The sequence below is a fragment of the Sphingomonas sp. JC676 genome (assembly GCF_014489075.1).
Lineage (GTDB): Bacteria > Pseudomonadota > Alphaproteobacteria > Sphingomonadales > Sphingomonadaceae > Sphingomonas.
Genome location: NZ_JACTGR010000005.1, coordinates 274,970 through 293,197 on the forward strand (window position 1 = coordinate 274,970; position 18,228 = coordinate 293,197).

An 18,228-nucleotide genomic window follows, 5' to 3' on the forward strand; every position below is an offset into this window, starting at 1 on the left:
TTGACCGACCTCGCATCGACCATCGACGCCGCCTGGGAGGACCGGGCGAACCTGGGCCTCTCGACCGAGGGCGCCGTCCGCGAAGCGGTCGCCGAGGCGCTCAACCTGCTCGATCGCGGCGCAGCCCGCGTCGCCGAGCCGGTCGAAGGAGGCTGGCAGGTCAACCAGTGGCTCAAGAAAGCCGTCTTGCTCTCGTTCCGCCTCAACGACAATGTCGTGGTGCAGGGCCCGGGCGGCGCTAACTGGTTCGACAAGGTGCCCAGCAAGTTCGCCAATTGGGGCGAGGACGCGTTCCGCTCCGCCGGCTTCCGCGCGGTCCCCGGCAGCATCGTCCGCCACGGCGCGCATGTCGCCAAGGGCGCGGTGCTGATGCCGAGTTTCGTCAATATCGGCGCCTATGTCGGCGAAGGCACGATGGTCGATACCTGGACGACGGTCGGCAGCTGCGCGCAGATCGGCCGCAACGTCCATCTCTCGGGCGGCGTCGGCATCGGCGGCGTGCTCGAGCCCCTCCAGGCCGATCCCGTCATTATCGGCGACGGCGCATTCATCGGCGCCCGCGCCGAAGTCGCCGAGGGCGTCCGCGTCGGCGAGGGCGCGGTGCTCTCGATGGGCGTCTATCTCGGCGCCTCGACCAAGATCATCGATCGCGCCACCGGCGAGGTTCATCTCGGCCAAGTGCCGCCCTATTCGGTGGTCGTCCCCGGCAGCATCGGCGGCGGAGACGGCAAGCCCGCGCTCTACTGCGCGGTGATCGTCAAGACCGTGGACGCCCAGACCCGCTCCAAGACCGGGATCAACGAACTGCTCAGGGATTGAGATGAGCGACCCCAAACCCCCGATGACCTATGGGCGCTACCTCGCGCTCGATCAGCTGCTCACCGCCCAGCATCCGCTGTCGGACCGGCACGACGAGCTGCTGTTCATCATCATCCACCAGACCAAGGAGCTGTGGCTCAAGCAGATGATCGCCGAGCTCCGCGCGGCGCTGGATCTGGTCCGCGCCGACAAGCCGGTCGAGGCGTACAAGTCGCTCGCCCGGGTCAGCCGCATCCAGGCGGTGATGACCCTGAGCTGGGACGTGCTCGCAACGATGACGCCCAGCGACTATACGCGCTTCCGCGAGGTCCTGGGCACCAGTTCGGGCTTCCAGTCCGATCAGTTCCGCGCGGTCGAGACCTTGCTCGGCCTGCGCGGCGCGGGCGTGCCGGGCCCTCTCACCAACGAATTCGGCCAGGCGCCGAGCCTGTGGGACGAAGCCAATGCCGCGCTCGCCCGCGCCGGCTTCGCGGTTCCCGCCGAGACGCTGGAGCGCGACTGGCGCAAGCCCTATGTGCCCAGCAAGGCGGTCGAGGATGCTTGGGCCCAGGTCTATCGCGACACGACCCGATATTGGGAGCTTTACCAGCTCGCCGAGAAGCTCGTCGATATCGACGACGCGCTCGCCACCTGGCGGCACAAGCATGTCATCACCGTCAGCCGCGTGATCGGCATGAAGCCCGGCACCGGCGGCACCCCCGGCGTGCCCTATCTCGAATCGACTTTGTCGAAGCGCGCCTTTCCCGAGCTCTGGACGCTCCGGACCCAGCTGTGAGCACGAGCTACAAGCGCCTGTTCCAGCGCGCGCTCGCCGCCGCGCCCGATCGGCTGCACTTCGCCGCGCACAGCCACCACCTCTGGCCCGACGCCTCCTATGTCGGTCAGATTGCCGCGTGGGACGACGCCGCCCGTCTCGCCGACCACAAATGGGAGCGGGTGATGGGCGAGATCTGGCCCGCCGCGCAAAGTCATATCGCGGCCGAGCTCAAGCTCCCCGATCCCGCGACGATCGTCTTCGCGCCCAACACGCACGAATTGCTGCTCCGCATCGTCTCGGCGCTGCCCAGGCGCCCCTTGCGCATCCTGGCGAGCGATGGCGAGTTCCACAGCTTCCGCCGGCAGAGCATGCGCTGGCAGGAGTCGGGCGCCGCGACGGTGGACCGCGTCCCGCTCGATCGCCTGCTCGATGCCGCCCGCACCGGCGACTATGACCTGATCTTCACCAGCCACGTCCAGTTCGGCACCGGCCATGTCTTCGAGGGCATTGCCGAACTCGCCGCACTCGCCGGGCCCGAAGGCCCCTGGGTCGTCATCGACGGCTATCACGGCTTCATGGCGGTCGAGACCGATCTCTCTGCCGTGGCCGACAGCATCTTCTACCTCGCCGGCAGCTACAAATATGCGATGGCCGGCGAAGGCTGCGCCTTCCTCCACGCCCCGTCTGGCTTTGGCCCTCGCCCCGAGATCACCGGCTGGTACGCCGAGTTCGACGACATCTCGCTTCCGCCCGATCGCATCGGCTATGCCCCCGACGGCCGCCGTTTCCTCGGCGCGACTTTCGATCCCTCGGGCCTCTACCGCTTCGTCGCGGTGCGCGACATGCTCGCCGGCGAAGGTCTGACGACGGCGTCGATCGCCGCGCATGTCGCGGCGCTCAGGGCGCAGGTGCTCGCGCGCCTGCCGCTCGACGCGAAGCTGCTCAACCCCGGCTCGCCGGCACGCTTCCTCGCACTGCGCAGTCCCTATGCGGCGCGCTGGGAGGCGGAACTTGGAGAGCAGGACATCATCACCGATGTGCGCGGCGACGTGCTGCGCATCGGCTTCGGCTTGTATCAAGACCGCCGCGACGTCGACCGGCTGATCGAGGCGCTTTCCAAGCTATAGGCAAAGCGCCTGTTGATCTTTCTCGCGACTAGCCGACCTTCGCCACCCCCAGCCGGGGAATCTCGATCGCCGGGCAGCGGTCCATCACGACCTTGAGGCCCGCCGCCTCGGCCCGTGCTGCGGCTGCCTCGTTGATCACGCCGAGCTGCATCCACACCGCCTTGGCGCCCACCGCGATCGCTTCGTCCACCGCCTCGCCCGCCGCGATCGGGCGGCGGAAGATATTGACCAGGTCGATGGGCTCGCCGATCTGCGAGAGCTCGCGGAACACGAACTCGCCATGCACATGCTCGCCGGTGATCTGCGGATTGACCGGGATGACCCGGTAGCCCTGGCGTTGAAGGAACGCCATCACGCCATAGCTCGGCCGGTCGGGCCGGTCCGACGCACCGACCATCGCGATCGTCCGCGTCGCTTCGAGCAGCGCCTTGATGTCCTCGTCACGGGTCAGCGGCATGGTCTAGCCTCCTCAAGCATTGCGCGAAAAAGTGGGAACCGGTTTTTCGCTTCAGCAATGCGCCAACAAATTACGTCTTGAGCCAGCCGTCCACCTTCGCGGCCAGTTCGGCAAACACCTGTGCTTCCGGACCGTTCCCGGCGGCGGGAGGCTGGCCGGCGTCGGACGCAGTGCGAATCGCGATGTCGAGCGGCACGCGGCCGAGAAAGGGTATCCCCAGCCTCATTGCCGCCGCCTCGGCGCCGCCGGCGCCGAACGGGTTCGATACCTCGCCGCAATGCGGACAGGCATAGCCGCTCATATTCTCAATGAGGCCGATCACCGGGATGCCCGCCTTGCCGAACAGGTCGATCGCGCGCGTCGCGTCGATCAGCGCCAGGTCCTGCGGGGTCGACACGATCACCGCGCCGGCAGGCTTGTGCTTCTGGATCATGGTGAGCTGGACGTCGCCGGTGCCCGGCGGCAGATCGAGCACCAGCAGCTCGGCGTCGCCCCAATCGGCATCGACCAGCTGACCCAGCGCTCCGCCCGCCATCGGCCCGCGCCAAGCGATCGCCTGTCCTTCGGCGACCAGCCCGCCCATCGACAGCATCGGCACGCCATAGGGCGTGTCGATCGGCAGCAATGTCTTGTCGCGCGCCTTGGGGCGGATGCCCTCGACGCCCATCAGCTTGGGCTGCGACGGACCATAGATATCGGCATCGACCAGCCCCACGCGCCGGCCCAGCTTCGCCAGCGCGATCGCCAGATTGGCGGAGACGGTGGACTTGCCCACGCCGCCCTTGCCGCTGGCGATAGCGATGATCCGGCGCGTGCGGCGCTCGCTGGTGAGGAGGACCCGCACTTCCTCAACCCCCGGAATCGCCGCAGCGGCGTCGCGCACATCGGCTTCCAGCGCGTCGCGGGTTTCGGGCGCCAGGCCGGTCACGTCGAGGACGATGCTGGCGCGCCCGCCTTCGTAACGAATTGTTGCCCGGCCCGCCGAAATCGGAGCGAGCACGGCTTCTATCTCTGCAGAATTGGTCATCTGCCGGGTCACATAGGGACACAATCGGCACACGCCACTGTAAATCCGCGCATCCAGCCTTATAAAGGCAGTCATGGCGAACATTTCTGTCCGGAACATTTTGTCCGGCATCTTCAAGAACGAGGCTCCGAAGAGCCCCTGGGGCGGCGGAAGCGGGGGCGGCAATGGCGGTTCCGGCGACGGCAAGGGCGGCGGCTCCGGGCCGCGCAATCCCTGGTCCCTCCCGCCCGATGGACGGCGTCCGCGCCCCGGTGCCGGCGGCACGCTCGATGAGCTGCTGAAGCGCGCGCGCCGCGGCGGCGGCGGTGGCAATGGCGGCGGTTCGGGCATTCCCGGCCTGCCTACGGGCCCGCGCCTCTATGTGCTGGTCGCCGCCGGACTGCTGGCGATCTGGATCGCCTTCACCTCGTTCCATTCGATCGGGCCGCAGGAACGCGGCGTGGTCACCACGCTAGGCCGCTTCTCGGGCCAGCTCGAACCGGGCTTGCGCTTCACGCTTCCCGAACCGCTTTCGTCGGTCGACACGATCGACGTCCAGGCGATCCGGGACGAGAATTTCCCGGAGAACGGCAGCGGCGAGAATCTGATGCTGACCGGCGATCAGAACATCGTCGATCTGGCCTATCTCGTGCAGTGGAGCGTCCGCGACGCACCCGATTATGTCTATCAGATCGCCAAGCCGCGCGAGACCGTGCGCGCCACCGCCGAGACCGCGATGCGCGCTGTCGTGGCCACCGCTTCGCTCAACGACACGATCACCTCGGGCCGCGCGCGGATCGAGGCGCAGGTGCTGCTGACGATGCAGCAGATCCTCGACGAATATCATTCGGGCATCGTCATCCAGAGCGTGTCGATCCAGAAATCGGCCGCCCCCCAGGCGGTGGACGAGGATTTCAAGCAGGTCACCGCCGCCCAGCAACAGGCGCAGGCGAACAAGAACAACGCCCAGGCCTATGCCCAGCAGGTGATCGCCGCCGCGCAGGGCGACGCCGCCGAGTTCGACAAGATCTACGAGCAATACAAGCTCGCGCCTGAAGTCACCCGGCGCCGCATCTATTACGAGACGATGGAACAGGTATTGTCGCGCACCAACAAGACGATCGTCGAATCGCCGGGCGTGACGCCCTATCTCGCGTTGCCGACGCTCAAAAAGCCGGATGATGGTGTCGAAACGCCGGCCAAGCCCGTGCAGGGAGGCAGCCGATGAACACGTCCTTCCTTCGCGGCCCCTGGGCGATCGTCATCCTCGCGGTGCTCGCGCTCGTGCTGCTGCTCGGCAGCATCGTGATCGTGCCCGAGCAGAAGCAGGCGGTGATCCTGCGGCTCGAACAGCCGCTGACGACGATCAACGCCTATCGCAAGGGCGAGGAGTTCGGCCGCACCCGTGCGGGCGTCTATTGGCGCATCCCGTTCATCGACCGCATCGTCTGGGTCGACAAGCGCGTGCTCGACATCGATCTGCAGAACCAGCCGGTGCTGTCGACCGACCAGCTCCGCCTCGAAGTCGATGCCTATGCGCGGTTCCGCGTCGTCGATCCGCTCAAGATGGTCATCACCGTCGGCTCGTCCGATCGCGTCACCGACAAGCTCCAGCCGCTGTTCAGCTCGGCGCTGCGCAGCGAGCTCGGCAAGCAGCCCTTCGCGGCCCTGCTCAGCGCCGAGCGCGGTCAGGTGATGGACAATATCCAGAGCAATCTGCAGAAATACGCGTCGCAATATGGCGTCGAAGTCGTCGACGTGCGGATCAAGCACGCCGATCTGCCGGTCGGCTCGCCGCTCGACAGCGCCTATGAGCGGATGCGGACGGCGCGCCAGCAGGAAGCCGCGACGATCAAGGCGCAGGGCCTGAAGGAAGCGCAGATCATCCGCGCCAACGCCCAGGCCAATGCCGCGCAGATCTATGCCCAGGCATTCAACAAGGATCCGCAATTCTACGATTTCTACCGCGCGATGCAGTCATATCGGACGACGTTCCTGAGCCCGGTCGACGGCAAGGGCGAGACTTCGATCATCCTGTCGCCCCAGAACAGCTATCTTCGCGAGTTCATGGGGCAACGATGATGCTGCAGGTTCGTTCATATTCAATCGCCGTTCAGCCGGATTGCGCGAAGTCGCGGGCTGAAAGCGACTTGTTCCTTTGAGAGGAAGACCCCCAGTGCGTTACGTCTACGCTCTTACCACTGCCATCATCCTGGGTGGCGCCGCCACCGCCATGACCCTCAACCAGCCCGCCGGCGCGCAGACCGCGCAGAACGAGCCCGGCGCGATCCAGGCTGCCGCGCCCAAGGCCGGCGCGCCGATGAGCTTCGCCGACATGGTCGCCAAGCTCCAGCCCGCGGTCGTCAACATCTCGACCACGCAGCGCGTCCAGGTAAACTCCAATCCGTTCGCCGGCACCCCGTTCGAGATGTTCGGCAACCAGCAGGGCGGCGGCCAGCCCGTCACCCGCCAGGCCGAATCGCTCGGCTCGGGCTTCATCATCTCGGCCGATGGCTATGTCGTCACCAACAACCACGTGATCTCCGCCGGCCAGCGCGGCGCGGTGGTCGAATCGATCACCGTCACTTTGCCCGATCGCCGCGAGTTCAAGGCCAAGCTGATCGGCAACGACGCGCAGTCGGACCTCGCCGTGCTCAAGATCGAGGGCGCCAACCTGCCCTTCGTCAAGTTCGGCGATTCGAGCCACGCCCGCGTCGGCGACTGGGTGGTCGCGATCGGCAACCCCTTCGGCCTCGGCGGCTCGGTCACCGCGGGCATCATCTCGGCGGTGCACCGCGTCACCGGCCAGGGTGGTGCCTATGACCGCTTCATCCAGACCGATGCCTCGATCAACCGCGGCAATTCGGGCGGGCCGATGTTCGATCTCCAGGGCAACGTCATCGGCATCAACTCGCAGATCCTGTCGCCCACCGGCGGCAATGTCGGCATCGGCTTCGCTATCCCCGCCGAGGAGGCCCAGCCCGTCATCGCCACGCTGATGAAGGGCGGGAGCATCGACCGCGGCTATCTCGGCGTCGGCATGCAGGACCTGACCGACGACATCGCCGACGCGCTCGGCCTGCCCAAGGATCGCGGCACGCTCGTCTCGCGCGTCGAGCCGGGCCAGGCGGCGGAGAAGGCCGGCATCAAGCAGGGCGACGTGATCGTGAAGGTCGCCGGCAAGGACGTCACTCCCGATCAGACGCTCAGCTATCTCGTCGCCAACACCACGCCGGGCAGCCGCGTGCCGGTCGAGATCCTGCGCGACGGCAAGCGTCAGACGCTCACCGTCACCGTCGGCAAGCGCCCGCCCGAGGATCAGCTCGCCCAGTTCGATCCCGATGACGACAATAGCGCACCAGGCGGCAGCACTCCGGGCGCCGACGCGATGGCAGCCGCCTCGCTCGGCGTCGCGGTCACTCCGCTCACCCCACAGATCGCCGGCAGCATCGGCGTCGATGCTACCAAGGTGAGCGGCGTGGTCGTGCTGACCGTCGATCCGAACAGCGACGCCGCCGGCAAGGGCCTCAAGCGCGGCGATCTGATCGTCTCGGTCAACCGCACGCCGGTCGCCAATGCCGCCGACATTGCCAAGATCGTCACGGCATCGAAGAGCGCGGGACGCACCCAGGTGCTGCTCTATGTCCAGCGCCGCAATATCGGCCAGTTCGTGCCCGTCCAGATCCCGGGCTAATTGCCCAAGATCGGGCTGACCAATGCCCGTTTCTCGCCTATGACGGCCTCCTGAAAAGGAGTTCGGCATGGGTGGAGAGACGGGCATTTTCATTGGCGCGGCCGGCGACAAGCGCCAGTCGCTGGTCCTCAAGCGGGCAAACCGCCACGGGCTGATCGCGGGCGCCACCGGCACCGGCAAGACCGTGACGATCCAAGGCATCATCGACGGCCTGTCCCGGGCCGGCGTCCCCTGCTTCGTCGCTGATGTGAAGGGCGACCTGTCCGGCCTCGCCATGGCCGGTTCGCCCACCTCCAAGACCCACGAGATCTTCGCCGCCCGCGCCGCCGAGATCGGCTATTCTGACTGGACCTATAGCGACAATCCGGTGCAGTTCTGGGATCTCTACGGGACTCAGGGCCATCCGATCCGCACCACGATCAGCGAGATGGGCCCGCTGCTCCTCTCGCGGCTGATGGACCTCAACGAAGTCCAGGAAGGCGTGCTGACCATCGCCTTCACCGTCGCCGACAAGGACGGGCTGTTGCTGCTCGACCTCGACGATCTCCAGTCGATGCTCGCCCACTGCGCCGAGCGCGCCGACGAACTCACCACCACCTATGGTAATGTCTCGAAGCAGAGCATCGGCACGATCCAGCGCTCTTTGCTCCAGCTGCGCAGCCAGGGCGGCGAGCATTTCTTCGGCGAGCCCGCGCTCAGTATGGAGGATTTCCTCGGCGTGGACGACAAGGGCCGCGGCGTGGTCAACATCCTCGCCGCCGACAAATTGATGGCGTCGCCGAAGCTCTACGCCACCTTCCTGCTCTGGCTGCTCTCCGCCCTGTTCGAATCGCTTCCGGAGGTCGGCGATCCCGACAAGCCCAAGCTCGTCTTCTTCTTCGACGAGGCCCATCTGCTGTTCGACGACGCGCCCAAGGCGCTGCTCGAGAAGATCGAGCAGGTCGTCCGCCTGATCCGCTCGAAGGGCGTCGGCGTCTATTTCATCACCCAGAACCCGATCGACGTGCCCGATACGATCGCCGGCCAGCTCGGCAACCGCGTCCAGCACGCATTGCGCGCCTTCACCCCGCGCGACCAGGCCGCGGTCAAGTCCGCGGCGACCACCTTCCGCGCCAACCCGGGCGTCGACGTCGCCACCGCGATCACCGAATTGAAGGTCGGCGAGGCCTTGGTCTCGCTCCTCCAGGAAGACGGCTCGCCCGCCCCGGTCGAGCGCGCGCTGATCAAGCCGCCCGCCTCGCGCGTCGGCCCGGTCACCCCGGTCGAGCGCGGCGTGCTGATCCAAACCGACGCGATCGGCAGCAAGTACGACCAGCTCATCGATCGCGAATCGGCCGAGGAGCTGCTCGCGCTCAAGTCGCAGGAAGCCTCCGCCGCGGCCGCCGAGGCCGCCGCCAAGACCGAGGCCGAGAAGGCCGCCGCCGCCCAGGCCAAGGAAGACGCCCGCCTCGCCAAGGAGGCCGAGCGCACCCGCCTCGCCGAGCAGCGCGACGCGGATCGCCGGGCCCGGCTCGACGCCCAGGCCCAGCGCGCCGCCGAACGCGAAGCCGCCAACAATCCCTGGAACCGCGCGATCAACTCCGCCACCCGGTCCGCCACCTCAGCGGTAGGCCGGTCGGTTGCCAACGAAGTCAGCAAGGCGGTGTTCGGCAAGTCGAGCGGTGTCGGCGGGTCGCTGATCGGCGGGCTGGTACGCGGCGTGCTCGGCGGCCTGTTCAAGGGCCGCTGAGGCGCAACCGGGAGCACCGAGCATGGACTCGTATCACCGCGACATCTTCACCGAGCAGGAGGATGTCGATCCGAACACGCTCGCCAATCTCGGGCCGCTCCGCCGGCTCGCCGGCACCTGGCGCGCGACCAAGGGCATCGATCTGGCGCCCAAGGAAGCAGGCCCCGAGCAGCGCACCTTTATCGAACACATCACCTTCCAGGCGATCGACCCGCAGGCCAATGGCCCGCAGCTCTTCTACGGGCTGCGCTACCATATCCACATCACCACCGTGGAAGAGGACATCACCTTCCACGATCAGGTCGGCTACTGGCTCTGGGAGCCTGCCACCGGGCTGATCCAGCAGACCCTGGCGATCCCGCGCGGCCAGGTCCTGCTCGCCTCGGGCCAGGGCAAGCCCGAGGACACAACGATCACCGTCACCGCCACGCGCGGCCAGACCAGCTACGGCATCTGCTCGACCGACTTCCTCGAAGACGCGTTCCGCACCCTTGCCTATCGCATCGAGATCGTCTTCCACGACGAAGACAGCTGGAGCTACGACATCCAGACAACGCTCACCGTGCGCGGCCAGGCCGAGCCCTTCAACCACCACGACCGCAACACGCTGCACCGGACCGGCGCGGCCAAGCCCAACCCTTGGGCGCAGATCATCGCCAGGCGGGCGGCGAAGGCCGGGTCGGGCGGAGCCTGACTCGCCCGGCCGAATCGAGGCCTTGCTCGTGCTCCTGCGAACGCAGGAGCCCAAGGGTCACACGCGACTCCCCGGCAACTCTAGGCTCCCGCTTTTGCGGGAGCGCGATTTTGGCGAAAGGCTCCCGATGGGGTCACACCCCCGCCGACGCCTCCACCATCCAGCACGCCGCGGTGAAGCGGACCTCGTCGACGTGCACAAAAGGATCGAACGCGGCGCGGGCCGTATCGACGATCCGAGCGCGCGTCACATCGTCCACCGAGCCCAGCACGCGCGCCAGCGGCCCGAACCGGGTCAGATAAGGCACCAGCGCGCTTTCGGGGATCGCGCACTCCACATCCACCGGCCGGATGTCGATCGCGCCCCAGCCGCTCGCCTCCAATATGCCTTGCACGCGGCTCTTATCGGCAAAGGCGAACTGCCCCGGCGCGTCGGGATCGCGGGCAGGCATGGCCGGCAGCAGCGGCGCGGCCGCGCGCTCGGCGGTGGTCATGAACGGGTTCTCCTCTGCGCCCCGCCAGACGAGCGGCCGTAGCGCAGCTCCGTCGTGCGCCGCGCGCCGCAGGTTCGCGAATGCCGCGACGGGATCGTCGAAGAACATCACGCCGAAGCGCGACACGATCATGTCGAAGCGCGGGGACTCGAAATCATGGACCTGCGCATCGGCACAGACGAAGCGCGCCGGCGATCCCTCTTCCCGCGCGCGCTCGGTGGCAACGTCGATCATCGGCTCCGAAATATCGAGCCCCAGGCATTCCGCCCCCGCGCCGATCCGTCGGGCGATCGCGAGCGTAGTCGCGCCCGTCCCGCAACCCACGTCGAGCACCCGGGTCGCGCCCGATTCGGCGACCGTATCGACGAGCATCGTCTCCAGCCGCGCGAACATGCCGTCGAGCACCGTCTGCGCCTCCACCCAGGCGCGCCCCGAATCGCCGTTCCACAGCATCGCCTGTTCGTCATTGGCACCCATCATCGTCTCCTTTTCGCTTGCCCCGGCAGGGCGGAAGCAGCACCCTGCCACTTCAAGTCAACTTGAGGTCAAGAGCGTGCGGGACCTGGACATATCGGAAGTCGCGACGCGCTCGGGCGTTCCGGCCTCGACGCTCCGATATTATGAGGAGAAAGGGCTGATCCGCTCGGTCGGCCGGCGCGGGTTGCGCCGCTTGTTCGACGGCCAGGTGCTGGAGCGGCTGGCGCTGATTACGCTGGGTCGCGTCGCCGGCTTCTCGCTCGACGAGATCGCGCGGATGTTCGGTCCCGACGGGCTTCCGCAGATCGACCGGCAGCTGCTGGCGGACAAGGCCAACACCCTGGACGACACGATCCGCCGGCTGGGCGCGCTCCGCGACAGCCTGCGCCACGCCGCCGCCTGCCCGGCGCCGAGCCATTTGGAATGCCCCAGCTTCCGCCGCATCGTCCAGGCGGCGGCCTCGGGCGCGATCGCCCCGCCCGGCAAACGCCCGCCCCTGCCGCGCCGAGCGGCGAACCGTGCCAAAGCGGCGCCGGGCCAAAAATCGCTGTCCTAGTAGGATTTGCGATGCCACGATGGCGGGCATGAAAGCATTCTCCTTTTCGATCCGTCGCCCGCAAATCTCTCACCCGCGCGCGCGCGTTGGACCCGTGACCTTTGTGACTTTAGGGTATCTGGCTACCGCTCGGGGCGGGAACTGACCGCATGGCCACCGCACCTGCGCGCCCGCTCGCCGAGCTCACCGTCCGCGGAATCATCCTCGGCGGGCTGATCACTATCCTGTTCACCGCCGCGAACGTCTATCTCGGCCTAAAGGTCGGCCTGACCTTCGCCACCTCGATTCCCGCCGCGGTGATCTCGATGGCGATCCTGCGCTTCCTGCCCGGCGCGTCGATCCTCGAGAACAACATCGTCCAGACGATCGCTTCGGCGGCAGGCACGCTCGCCGCGATCATCTTCGTGCTGCCCGGGCTGATCCTGGTCGGCTGGTGGACCGGCTTCCCTTATTGGACCACGGTCCTGGTCTGCGCGATCGGCGGCATATTGGGCGTGATGCTCTCCGTCCCGCTCCGCCGCGCGCTGGTGACCGGATCGGACCTGCCTTACCCCGAGGGTGTCGCCGCGGCGGAAGTGCTGCGCGTCGGCGCGGGATCGGCCGAGGGCGCCGAGGAGAATGCGAAGGGCTTGCGCGTGATCGTGCTCGGCTCGCTCGTCTCCGCCGGCTTCGCCTTGCTCGCCGCGATGAAGGTCGCCGCCGCCGAGGCTGCGAAGAATTTCCGGCTCGGCGGAGGCGCCACCGGCGTCTCGACCAGCTATTCGATGGCGCTGATCGGCGTGGGGCATCTGGTCGGCCTTTCGGTCGGCGCCGCGATGTTCTTCGGCATGATCATCGCCTGGGGCGGGCTGATGCCCTATCTCACCCATGGCATGACGGGCGATCTCGACACCGTCGTCAGCGCCACCTTCCGCAGCCAGGTGCGCTTCATCGGTGCCGGCACGATCGGTGTCGCGGCGATCTGGTCGCTGCTGCGCATCCTCGGGCCGATCGTTGGCGGCGTCCGCTCGGCGATGGCGGCATCGCGCGCGCGCCAGAGCGGCGAAACGCTGCCGCTCACCGAGCGCGACCTGCCGATCGGCATCGTCGCCGGCGTGGTGGCGTTCATGCTGATCCCGATCGCCTGGCTGCTCTGGAACTTCTCCGCCGGCGGCCCGGTCCACGAATATCCGCTGGCGGTGATCGGTGGGACCACCCTCTACATCCTGATCGTCGGCGTGCTCATCGCAGCGATCTGCGGCTATATGGCCGGCCTGATCGGCGCGTCGAACTCGCCGGTCTCGGGCGTCGGCATCCTCGCGGTGCTGGGCGCCGCGCTACTGCTGGTGGCGATCTTCGGCCACAGCACCGATCCGGCGCGGACCAACGCGCTGATCGCCTATGCCTTGTTCACCACCGCGATCGTCTTCTCGGTCGCGACGATCTCGAACGACAATCTCCAGGATCTGAAGACCGGCCAGCTTGTCGGCGCGACGCCGTGGAAGCAGCAGGTCGCTTTGGTGATCGGCGTGATCTTCGGCTCGCTCGTCATCCCAATCGTACTCGATCTGCTCAAGAACACGCTCGGCTTTGTCGGCATGCCCAATGCCGGGCCCAACGCGCTTTCGGCGCCGCAGGCGGCGCTCATCTCCAGCCTGGCCAAGGGCGTGCTGGGCGGCGACATCGATTGGTACCTGATCGGCTCGGGCGCGCTGATCGGCCTGGTCGTGGTCGCGATCGACGAGATCCTCGGCCGCACCGGCAAGATGCGGCTTCCGCCGCTCGCGGTCGGGATGGGCATCTATTTGCCGATGTCCCTGACCCTGCTGATCCCGGTCGGCGCGGTGGTCGGGCATTTCTACGAGAAATGGGCGAAGCGCACGGCCAATCCGGATTTCGCCCAGCGCATGGGCGTGCTGGCCGCCACCGGACTGATCGTCGGCGAGAGCCTGTTCGGCGTGGTGTTTGCCGGCATCGTCGCCTGGGTGAACCGCACCTCGCCGATCCCGCCGATCGACGCTCCGCTCGCGGTCGTCGGCGAATCGTTTCTGGGCGTGGCGATGTGGATCGCGCCATTGCTCTTCGCGGGGCTGATCGCTTTGCTCTATGCGCGCACGCGCAGCCTCGTCAGCAGCGCGCCCGTGCCGCCGCAGGCCGAACCCGAAGTCGAGACGCCCGCCAGCTTCCGCTGACGAGCACCCTCGTTAGGCCATCTGTTCGAGGATCGAGCTGATCGGCACGAAGGCAAAGGCGACTGAGCTGTCCGCCACGCCATAGGGGATGAACAATTTGTCGCGGTGGCGGATCGCGCCGCAGGTATAGACGACGTTGGGCACATAACCTTCGCGGTCCTGGTCCGCGGCGGCGAGCAAAGGCTGGGGCGAGCGGGCGAGCACCTTCGACGGATCATGCTTGTCGAGCAGGGCTGCGCCGATCGAATATTTGCGCATCGCACCCACGCCATGGGTGAGCACCAGCCACCCTTCGTCGAGCTCGATCGGCGGGCCGCAATTTCCCATCTGGACGAGCTCCCAGGGAAATTGCGGCTTGATGAGGAGATCGCCGCCCTCCCAATGGGTGATCGTGTCGGACGAATGGAGGAAGATGTTCTCGCCGTCCTGCCGGCCGAGCATCATGTATCGGCCATCCACCTTGCGGGGGAACAGCGCCATGCCCTTGTTACGCGCCGCGCTGCCGGTCATCGGCACCAGGTCGAAGCTGCGCCAGTCGCGGGTACGCAGCAGCTCGGACTGGATCACCGATCCGTTATAGGCGGTGTAGGTGCCGATCCATTCGTCGCTGCCGTCTTCGTGGGTGAAATGGCAGATGCGCAGATCTTCCAGGCCGTTCGACTGCGCCTTGGTGATCGGAAAGATGACCGTGCCCGACAGCGTCGAATCGCGGTGCCGGTACACCGTCACCGGCCCCTCGGGTATCTGGTCCTCATCCTCCTCGCGCGCATCGGCGGCGGTCGCGAAGGGCGGCTCGGGCGCCAGCGTCAGCTCGTTATGGTCGGTGATGATGCCTTCGCGGAAAGCGACCGAGGAGATATGCCCCTCGCCCACCGCGCGCAACGACATAAGGATGCGAAGCGAGCCCTTGGGCATGCCCGACTGGTCGTAATGCGGCACGGCACTGGGGTTCATCAGCGCGGCGGCGGCATAGCTGTATTCGTGGCAGAAATAGGCGCCGATCAGCTGGCGCTTCTCGTCGCCGATCTCGCTGCCGTCGAGCCCCAGCTGCGCTTCGATCTCGTCGTACCGCGTCATGAACACGCGCCGCGTCTGCCAGTGGCGCGCTTCGAAATCCTTGAGCACGATCTCCAGCTCGGCGCGCGCCTGGGCGGGCGACATGTCGAGCACTTCGGTCACCAGCCGCTCGGTACGGCTCGGCGCGGTGCCGTTCGTCGTCCAGGCGATGTGGAACGGCCGCACCACGACCCGCGAAGGGTCGGCCTTCAGCCGCAGGCTATGAGTAAACAAGTCGAGCAACGCATCCCCCGCAAAGGCCGAGCGAGCCGTCGGCACTAACGAAGGTTAAGCGACGGCCCGTTTCGGTCCTGCCACGTTTTCCGCGCTCTTTGATAGAGCGGAAATTGCGCAACTTGCCAGTTGCAGCGCCAAAATCGACTCGGCGCCCTGGTTGCGGTTGAGCCCGGTCGGCATCAGGCCGTCGAAGCAGCCGCCGTCCTGCGGACTGGCGAGCGGCATTTCGAGATCGTTGGCACCCAGATACCAGCGATAGGCGCGCATCGCCTCTTCCGCCCAGTGCGGATCATGCGTCACCTGATGCGCGGCGACACAGGCATCGATCGTCGCCTGGGCTTCCAGCGGCTGTTGGTCGAACGGCAGCGGGTCGGCATAGGGCCGGCCGAAGCTCTCGGTGCCGACCGCGCGGAAGCGGCCTTCGGGCGAGGTCTGCCGCTCGACGATCCATTCGAGCGTCTCCAATCCGACGCTGACGAAATCGCTGCGACCGAGCACCTGGCCGGCGCGCAACAGCGCCTCGGGCAGCCGCGCATTGTCATAGGCGAGCACGATCTCGAACCATTGCCATTCGGGGCGGCGTGCGCCGTCGAGAAGCGCGATCAGCTCGTCGCCGAAGCGCGTCAGGATCGTGCGGCATAGCGGGTGGCCCGGATGCGCCTCGATCATCGCCGCGGCCGCGAGCATCGCAAAGGCGCGCGCCCGGGGGCTGCCGAGATCGAGTGCGATCGACGCGGTGGAATCGAACATCGCCGAGGCCCAGTCGCGATGCTTCTGCGCATGGGCATCGCGCGCCGTGACACCCAGTGCCCATAGCCCGCGGCCGTTCGAATCTTCCGAGCCGACATCCTCGCACCAGGTACGATCGAAGTTCATGAAATTGCGGAAGCGCCGCTTGTCGCCGTTCCAGGCATATTGGACGAAGGCCGCGTAGACGCTGGTCCATTTGTCGCGGACCGCGTCGTCGATATCCTCGATCCGGCACATCAGGATCAGCGCGCGGGCATTGTCGTCGATGCAATAGCCGTGGCGGCGATCGGGCACCGAATAGATCGAATGCTGGAGCATGCCGGTCGAATCGCTCATCCGCTCGACTGCACTGATATCGGGCTTGAGCGGCGCCAGCTCGACGCGCGCCTTGACGAAGCGGCGCGGCTTGGCGGCGACGATCGTTTCGATCTCGGCCATCGTGCGCTCGGCGAGGCACGGCCACAGCATCGTGCGGCCACGGGCATAGGCACGCGCCGACAGCGCAATCAGCGCCGCCTTGTCCGACAAAAGCTTCGCGATCTCGCGGGCGAACCCGGCGCTGTCGCAGAAATCGACGAGCACGCCGTGACCATCGGCCAGGATCTCGGTCGCGTGGACATAGGGCGTGGAGACCACCGCCTTGCCGACGCCCACCGCGTAGGAAAGCGTGCCCGAGGTGATCTGCGCCGGATTCATATAGGGCGTCGCGTAGATGTCCGCCGCCTGGAGATAGTCGATCAGCTCGTCCTGCTCGACGAACACGTCGATGAAGCGGACATGGTCCGCCACGCCCTTCTCGGCCGCCAGCGCGACAAGACGGTCGCGATAGGCTTCGCCTTCATTGGCGACGAGATTGGGGTGCGTGGCGCCGAGCACGACATAGAGCGCCTCCGGCCGCGCCGCGACGATCGCGGGCATCGCCGAGATCATCGTCTCGATACCTTTGTTGGGCGCGAGCAGGCCGAAGGTGAGGATGACGTCGCGGCCTTCCCAGCCGAATGCCGGCTTGAACATATCGGGGTCGGCAAAGGCCCGATCGGGCACGCCGTGCGGGATCATCACCAGCTTGGAATCGGAGACGCCGTGGACGCGCTTCAATATGTCGCGACCCCGCTCGGCCATGACGACGACGCGCGACGCGCGACGCAGCAGCGCCTCCATCACGCGGCGCTCGTCGGCGCTTGGCTTCTCGAGCACGGTGTGGAGCGTGACGATTACCGGGATCGACAGCCGATCGGTGAGCGCGAGCAGGAAGTCACCCGCCGAGCCGCCATAGATGCCATATTCGTGCTGGATCCACAGCGCCTGCGCCCCGCTCGCCTCGATCTCCCGGGCGGCGTCGACATAGGCGGCGCGATCATGCTGCGGGATCGCGCGGGTCACTTCGGGCGGATAGGCGTAGAGCCCAGGGTGATCGTCCATCGCATAGACATCGACCTGAAGGCCGGCATAGCGCTCGACAAGTGCGTTGTAAGTATCGGTCGTGTAGGTAGCGAGGCCACACTTGCGCGGGAGGAAGTTGCCGATAAGGGCAAGGTGCCGGATTCCCGGAATTTTCTGCGCCGGTGTCATTCTCGACCTTTCGCTAGTGCAACTCGATTCTGGGCAGAGCGCCCTGTTCCTCCTTAGAAACTCGCATTTTTCGATATGGTTGCATTATTGTGCAATGCAACATGGTACAGCAGCGGCAGGCCGTTGTAAATGCGAGGTTCAGCCGCGCCCCCGGTAGCCGGGCACATCCTGGGCCGGTACCCAGACGCCGGCCGGGGGCTCACCCGACTGCCAGAACACGTCGATCGGGATGCCCCCGCGCGGATACCAATAGCCGCCGATCCGCAGCCATTCGGGCTGCATTTCGCGAAACAGCCGCTCGCCGATCCCGACGGTGCAATCCTCGTGGAAAGCGCCATGGTTGCGGAAGGATCCGAGGAAGAGCTTGAGCGATTTGGATTCAACGATCGTTTCGCGCGGCACATAATCGATCACCAGATGCGCGAAATCGGGCTGGCCGGTGATCGGGCATAGCGAGGTGAATTCGGGCGCGGCGAAACGCACCAGATAGCGCGTGCCGGCGCGCGGATTGGGAACATAGTCGAGCTCGGCCTCGTCGGGCGAGGCGGGGAGCGCGGAGTGTTTTCCGAGATGCTTGGCGTCCATCGCGGCTATGTAGGCGTTTGCTCCCCGCTTTCCATCCTTCTAGGAGCA

At 66.8% G+C, this 18,228-nt stretch carries 16 protein-coding genes; 10 read left to right on the forward strand and 6 right to left on the reverse strand.

Going from position 1 to position 18,228, the window contains the following annotated elements; genetic code table 11:
- The 3 genes from dapD to IAG41_RS17545 are packed head-to-tail and all read left to right on the forward strand — an operon-like array spanning position 1 to position 2,703.
- On the forward strand, positions 1 to 819 hold the full coding sequence (gene dapD, locus IAG41_RS17535) for a 2,3,4,5-tetrahydropyridine-2,6-dicarboxylate N-succinyltransferase (RefSeq protein ID WP_187729942.1): 819 nt from the start codon (positions 1 to 3) through the stop codon (positions 817 to 819).
- 1 nt (position 820) lies between these two features.
- Positions 821 to 1,594, forward strand: a complete 774-nt coding sequence (locus IAG41_RS17540) for a tryptophan 2,3-dioxygenase (protein ID WP_187729943.1) — start codon at positions 821 to 823, stop codon at positions 1,592 to 1,594.
- Entirely contained in the window at positions 1,591 to 2,703 is a 1,113-nt protein-coding gene (locus tag IAG41_RS17545) for a class V aminotransferase (protein WP_316251182.1), read from the forward strand. Before IAG41_RS17540 ends, IAG41_RS17545 begins: the two co-directional genes overlap by 4 nt.
- Before the next feature lie 28 nt (positions 2,704 to 2,731).
- On the opposite strand, the gene IAG41_RS17550 is transcribed toward IAG41_RS17545, so the two are convergent.
- Both IAG41_RS17550 and IAG41_RS17555 read right to left on the reverse strand, forming a co-directional pair.
- Positions 2,732 to 3,160, reverse strand: coding sequence for a CoA-binding protein (locus IAG41_RS17550; protein WP_187729944.1), 429 nt, complete (start codon positions 3,158 to 3,160; stop codon positions 2,732 to 2,734).
- A 70-nt stretch (positions 3,161 to 3,230) separates the two neighbouring features.
- The gene (locus tag IAG41_RS17555) at positions 3,231 to 4,187 is read right to left on the reverse strand and encodes an Mrp/NBP35 family ATP-binding protein (protein WP_187729945.1); all 957 of its coding nucleotides are present in this window, start codon (positions 4,185 to 4,187) and stop codon (positions 3,231 to 3,233) included.
- Between the two features lie 73 nt (positions 4,188 to 4,260).
- Between IAG41_RS17555 and hflK the strand changes: the two genes are divergently transcribed.
- The 5 genes from hflK to IAG41_RS17580 all read left to right on the forward strand — a co-directional run bounded on the left by hflK (position 4,261) and on the right by IAG41_RS17580 (position 10,283).
- A complete protein-coding gene (hflK, locus tag IAG41_RS17560; protein WP_187729946.1) occupies positions 4,261 to 5,394 on the forward strand; it encodes a protease modulator HflK in 1,134 nt (377 codons plus the stop codon).
- Complete coding sequence (hflC, locus tag IAG41_RS17565; protein ID WP_187729947.1) at positions 5,391 to 6,248, forward strand: protease modulator HflC; 858 nt, start codon at positions 5,391 to 5,393, stop codon at positions 6,246 to 6,248. The genes hflK and hflC overlap by 4 nt, the downstream gene beginning before the upstream one ends.
- Positions 6,249 to 6,342: 94 nt before the next feature.
- Positions 6,343 to 7,860, forward strand: coding sequence for a Do family serine endopeptidase (locus IAG41_RS17570; RefSeq protein ID WP_187729948.1), 1,518 nt, complete (start codon positions 6,343 to 6,345; stop codon positions 7,858 to 7,860).
- Positions 7,861 to 7,927: 67 nt separating this feature from the next.
- On the forward strand, positions 7,928 to 9,589 hold the full coding sequence (locus IAG41_RS17575) for a helicase HerA-like domain-containing protein (protein ID WP_187729949.1): 1,662 nt from the start codon (positions 7,928 to 7,930) through the stop codon (positions 9,587 to 9,589).
- A 22-nt stretch (positions 9,590 to 9,611) separates the two neighbouring features.
- Positions 9,612 to 10,283 (forward strand): FABP family protein, encoded by a 672-nt coding sequence (locus tag IAG41_RS17580; protein ID WP_187729950.1) that lies wholly within the window; start codon positions 9,612 to 9,614, stop codon positions 10,281 to 10,283.
- A 133-nt stretch (positions 10,284 to 10,416) separates the two neighbouring features.
- Here IAG41_RS17580 and IAG41_RS17585 read toward each other — a convergent pair whose 3' ends face one another.
- Complete coding sequence (locus IAG41_RS17585) at positions 10,417 to 11,253, reverse strand: class I SAM-dependent methyltransferase (protein WP_187729951.1); 837 nt, start codon at positions 11,251 to 11,253, stop codon at positions 10,417 to 10,419.
- 76 nt (positions 11,254 to 11,329) lie between these two features.
- Here IAG41_RS17585 and IAG41_RS17590 point away from each other — a divergent pair, with 76 nt between their 5' ends.
- Positions 11,330 to 11,809, forward strand: a complete 480-nt coding sequence (locus IAG41_RS17590; protein WP_187729952.1) for a helix-turn-helix domain-containing protein — start codon at positions 11,330 to 11,332, stop codon at positions 11,807 to 11,809.
- Between the two features lie 149 nt (positions 11,810 to 11,958).
- A complete protein-coding gene (locus IAG41_RS17595) occupies positions 11,959 to 13,980 on the forward strand; it encodes an OPT family oligopeptide transporter (RefSeq protein ID WP_187729953.1) in 2,022 nt (673 codons plus the stop codon).
- A 12-nt stretch (positions 13,981 to 13,992) separates the two neighbouring features.
- On the opposite strand, the gene IAG41_RS17600 is transcribed toward IAG41_RS17595, so the two are convergent.
- The 3 genes from IAG41_RS17600 to queF form a co-directional block, all read right to left on the reverse strand.
- Positions 13,993 to 15,279, reverse strand: coding sequence for a glycoside hydrolase family 130 protein (locus IAG41_RS17600; RefSeq protein WP_187729954.1), 1,287 nt, complete (start codon positions 15,277 to 15,279; stop codon positions 13,993 to 13,995).
- Positions 15,280 to 15,324: 45 nt separating this feature from the next.
- The gene (locus IAG41_RS17605) at positions 15,325 to 17,595 is read right to left on the reverse strand and encodes a glycosyltransferase family 4 protein (RefSeq protein WP_187729955.1); all 2,271 of its coding nucleotides are present in this window, start codon (positions 17,593 to 17,595) and stop codon (positions 15,325 to 15,327) included.
- Positions 17,596 to 17,733: 138 nt separating this feature from the next.
- Positions 17,734 to 18,180 (reverse strand): preQ(1) synthase, encoded by a 447-nt coding sequence (queF, locus tag IAG41_RS17610; protein ID WP_187729956.1) that lies wholly within the window; start codon positions 18,178 to 18,180, stop codon positions 17,734 to 17,736.
- Positions 18,181 to 18,228 lie beyond the last annotated feature (48 nt).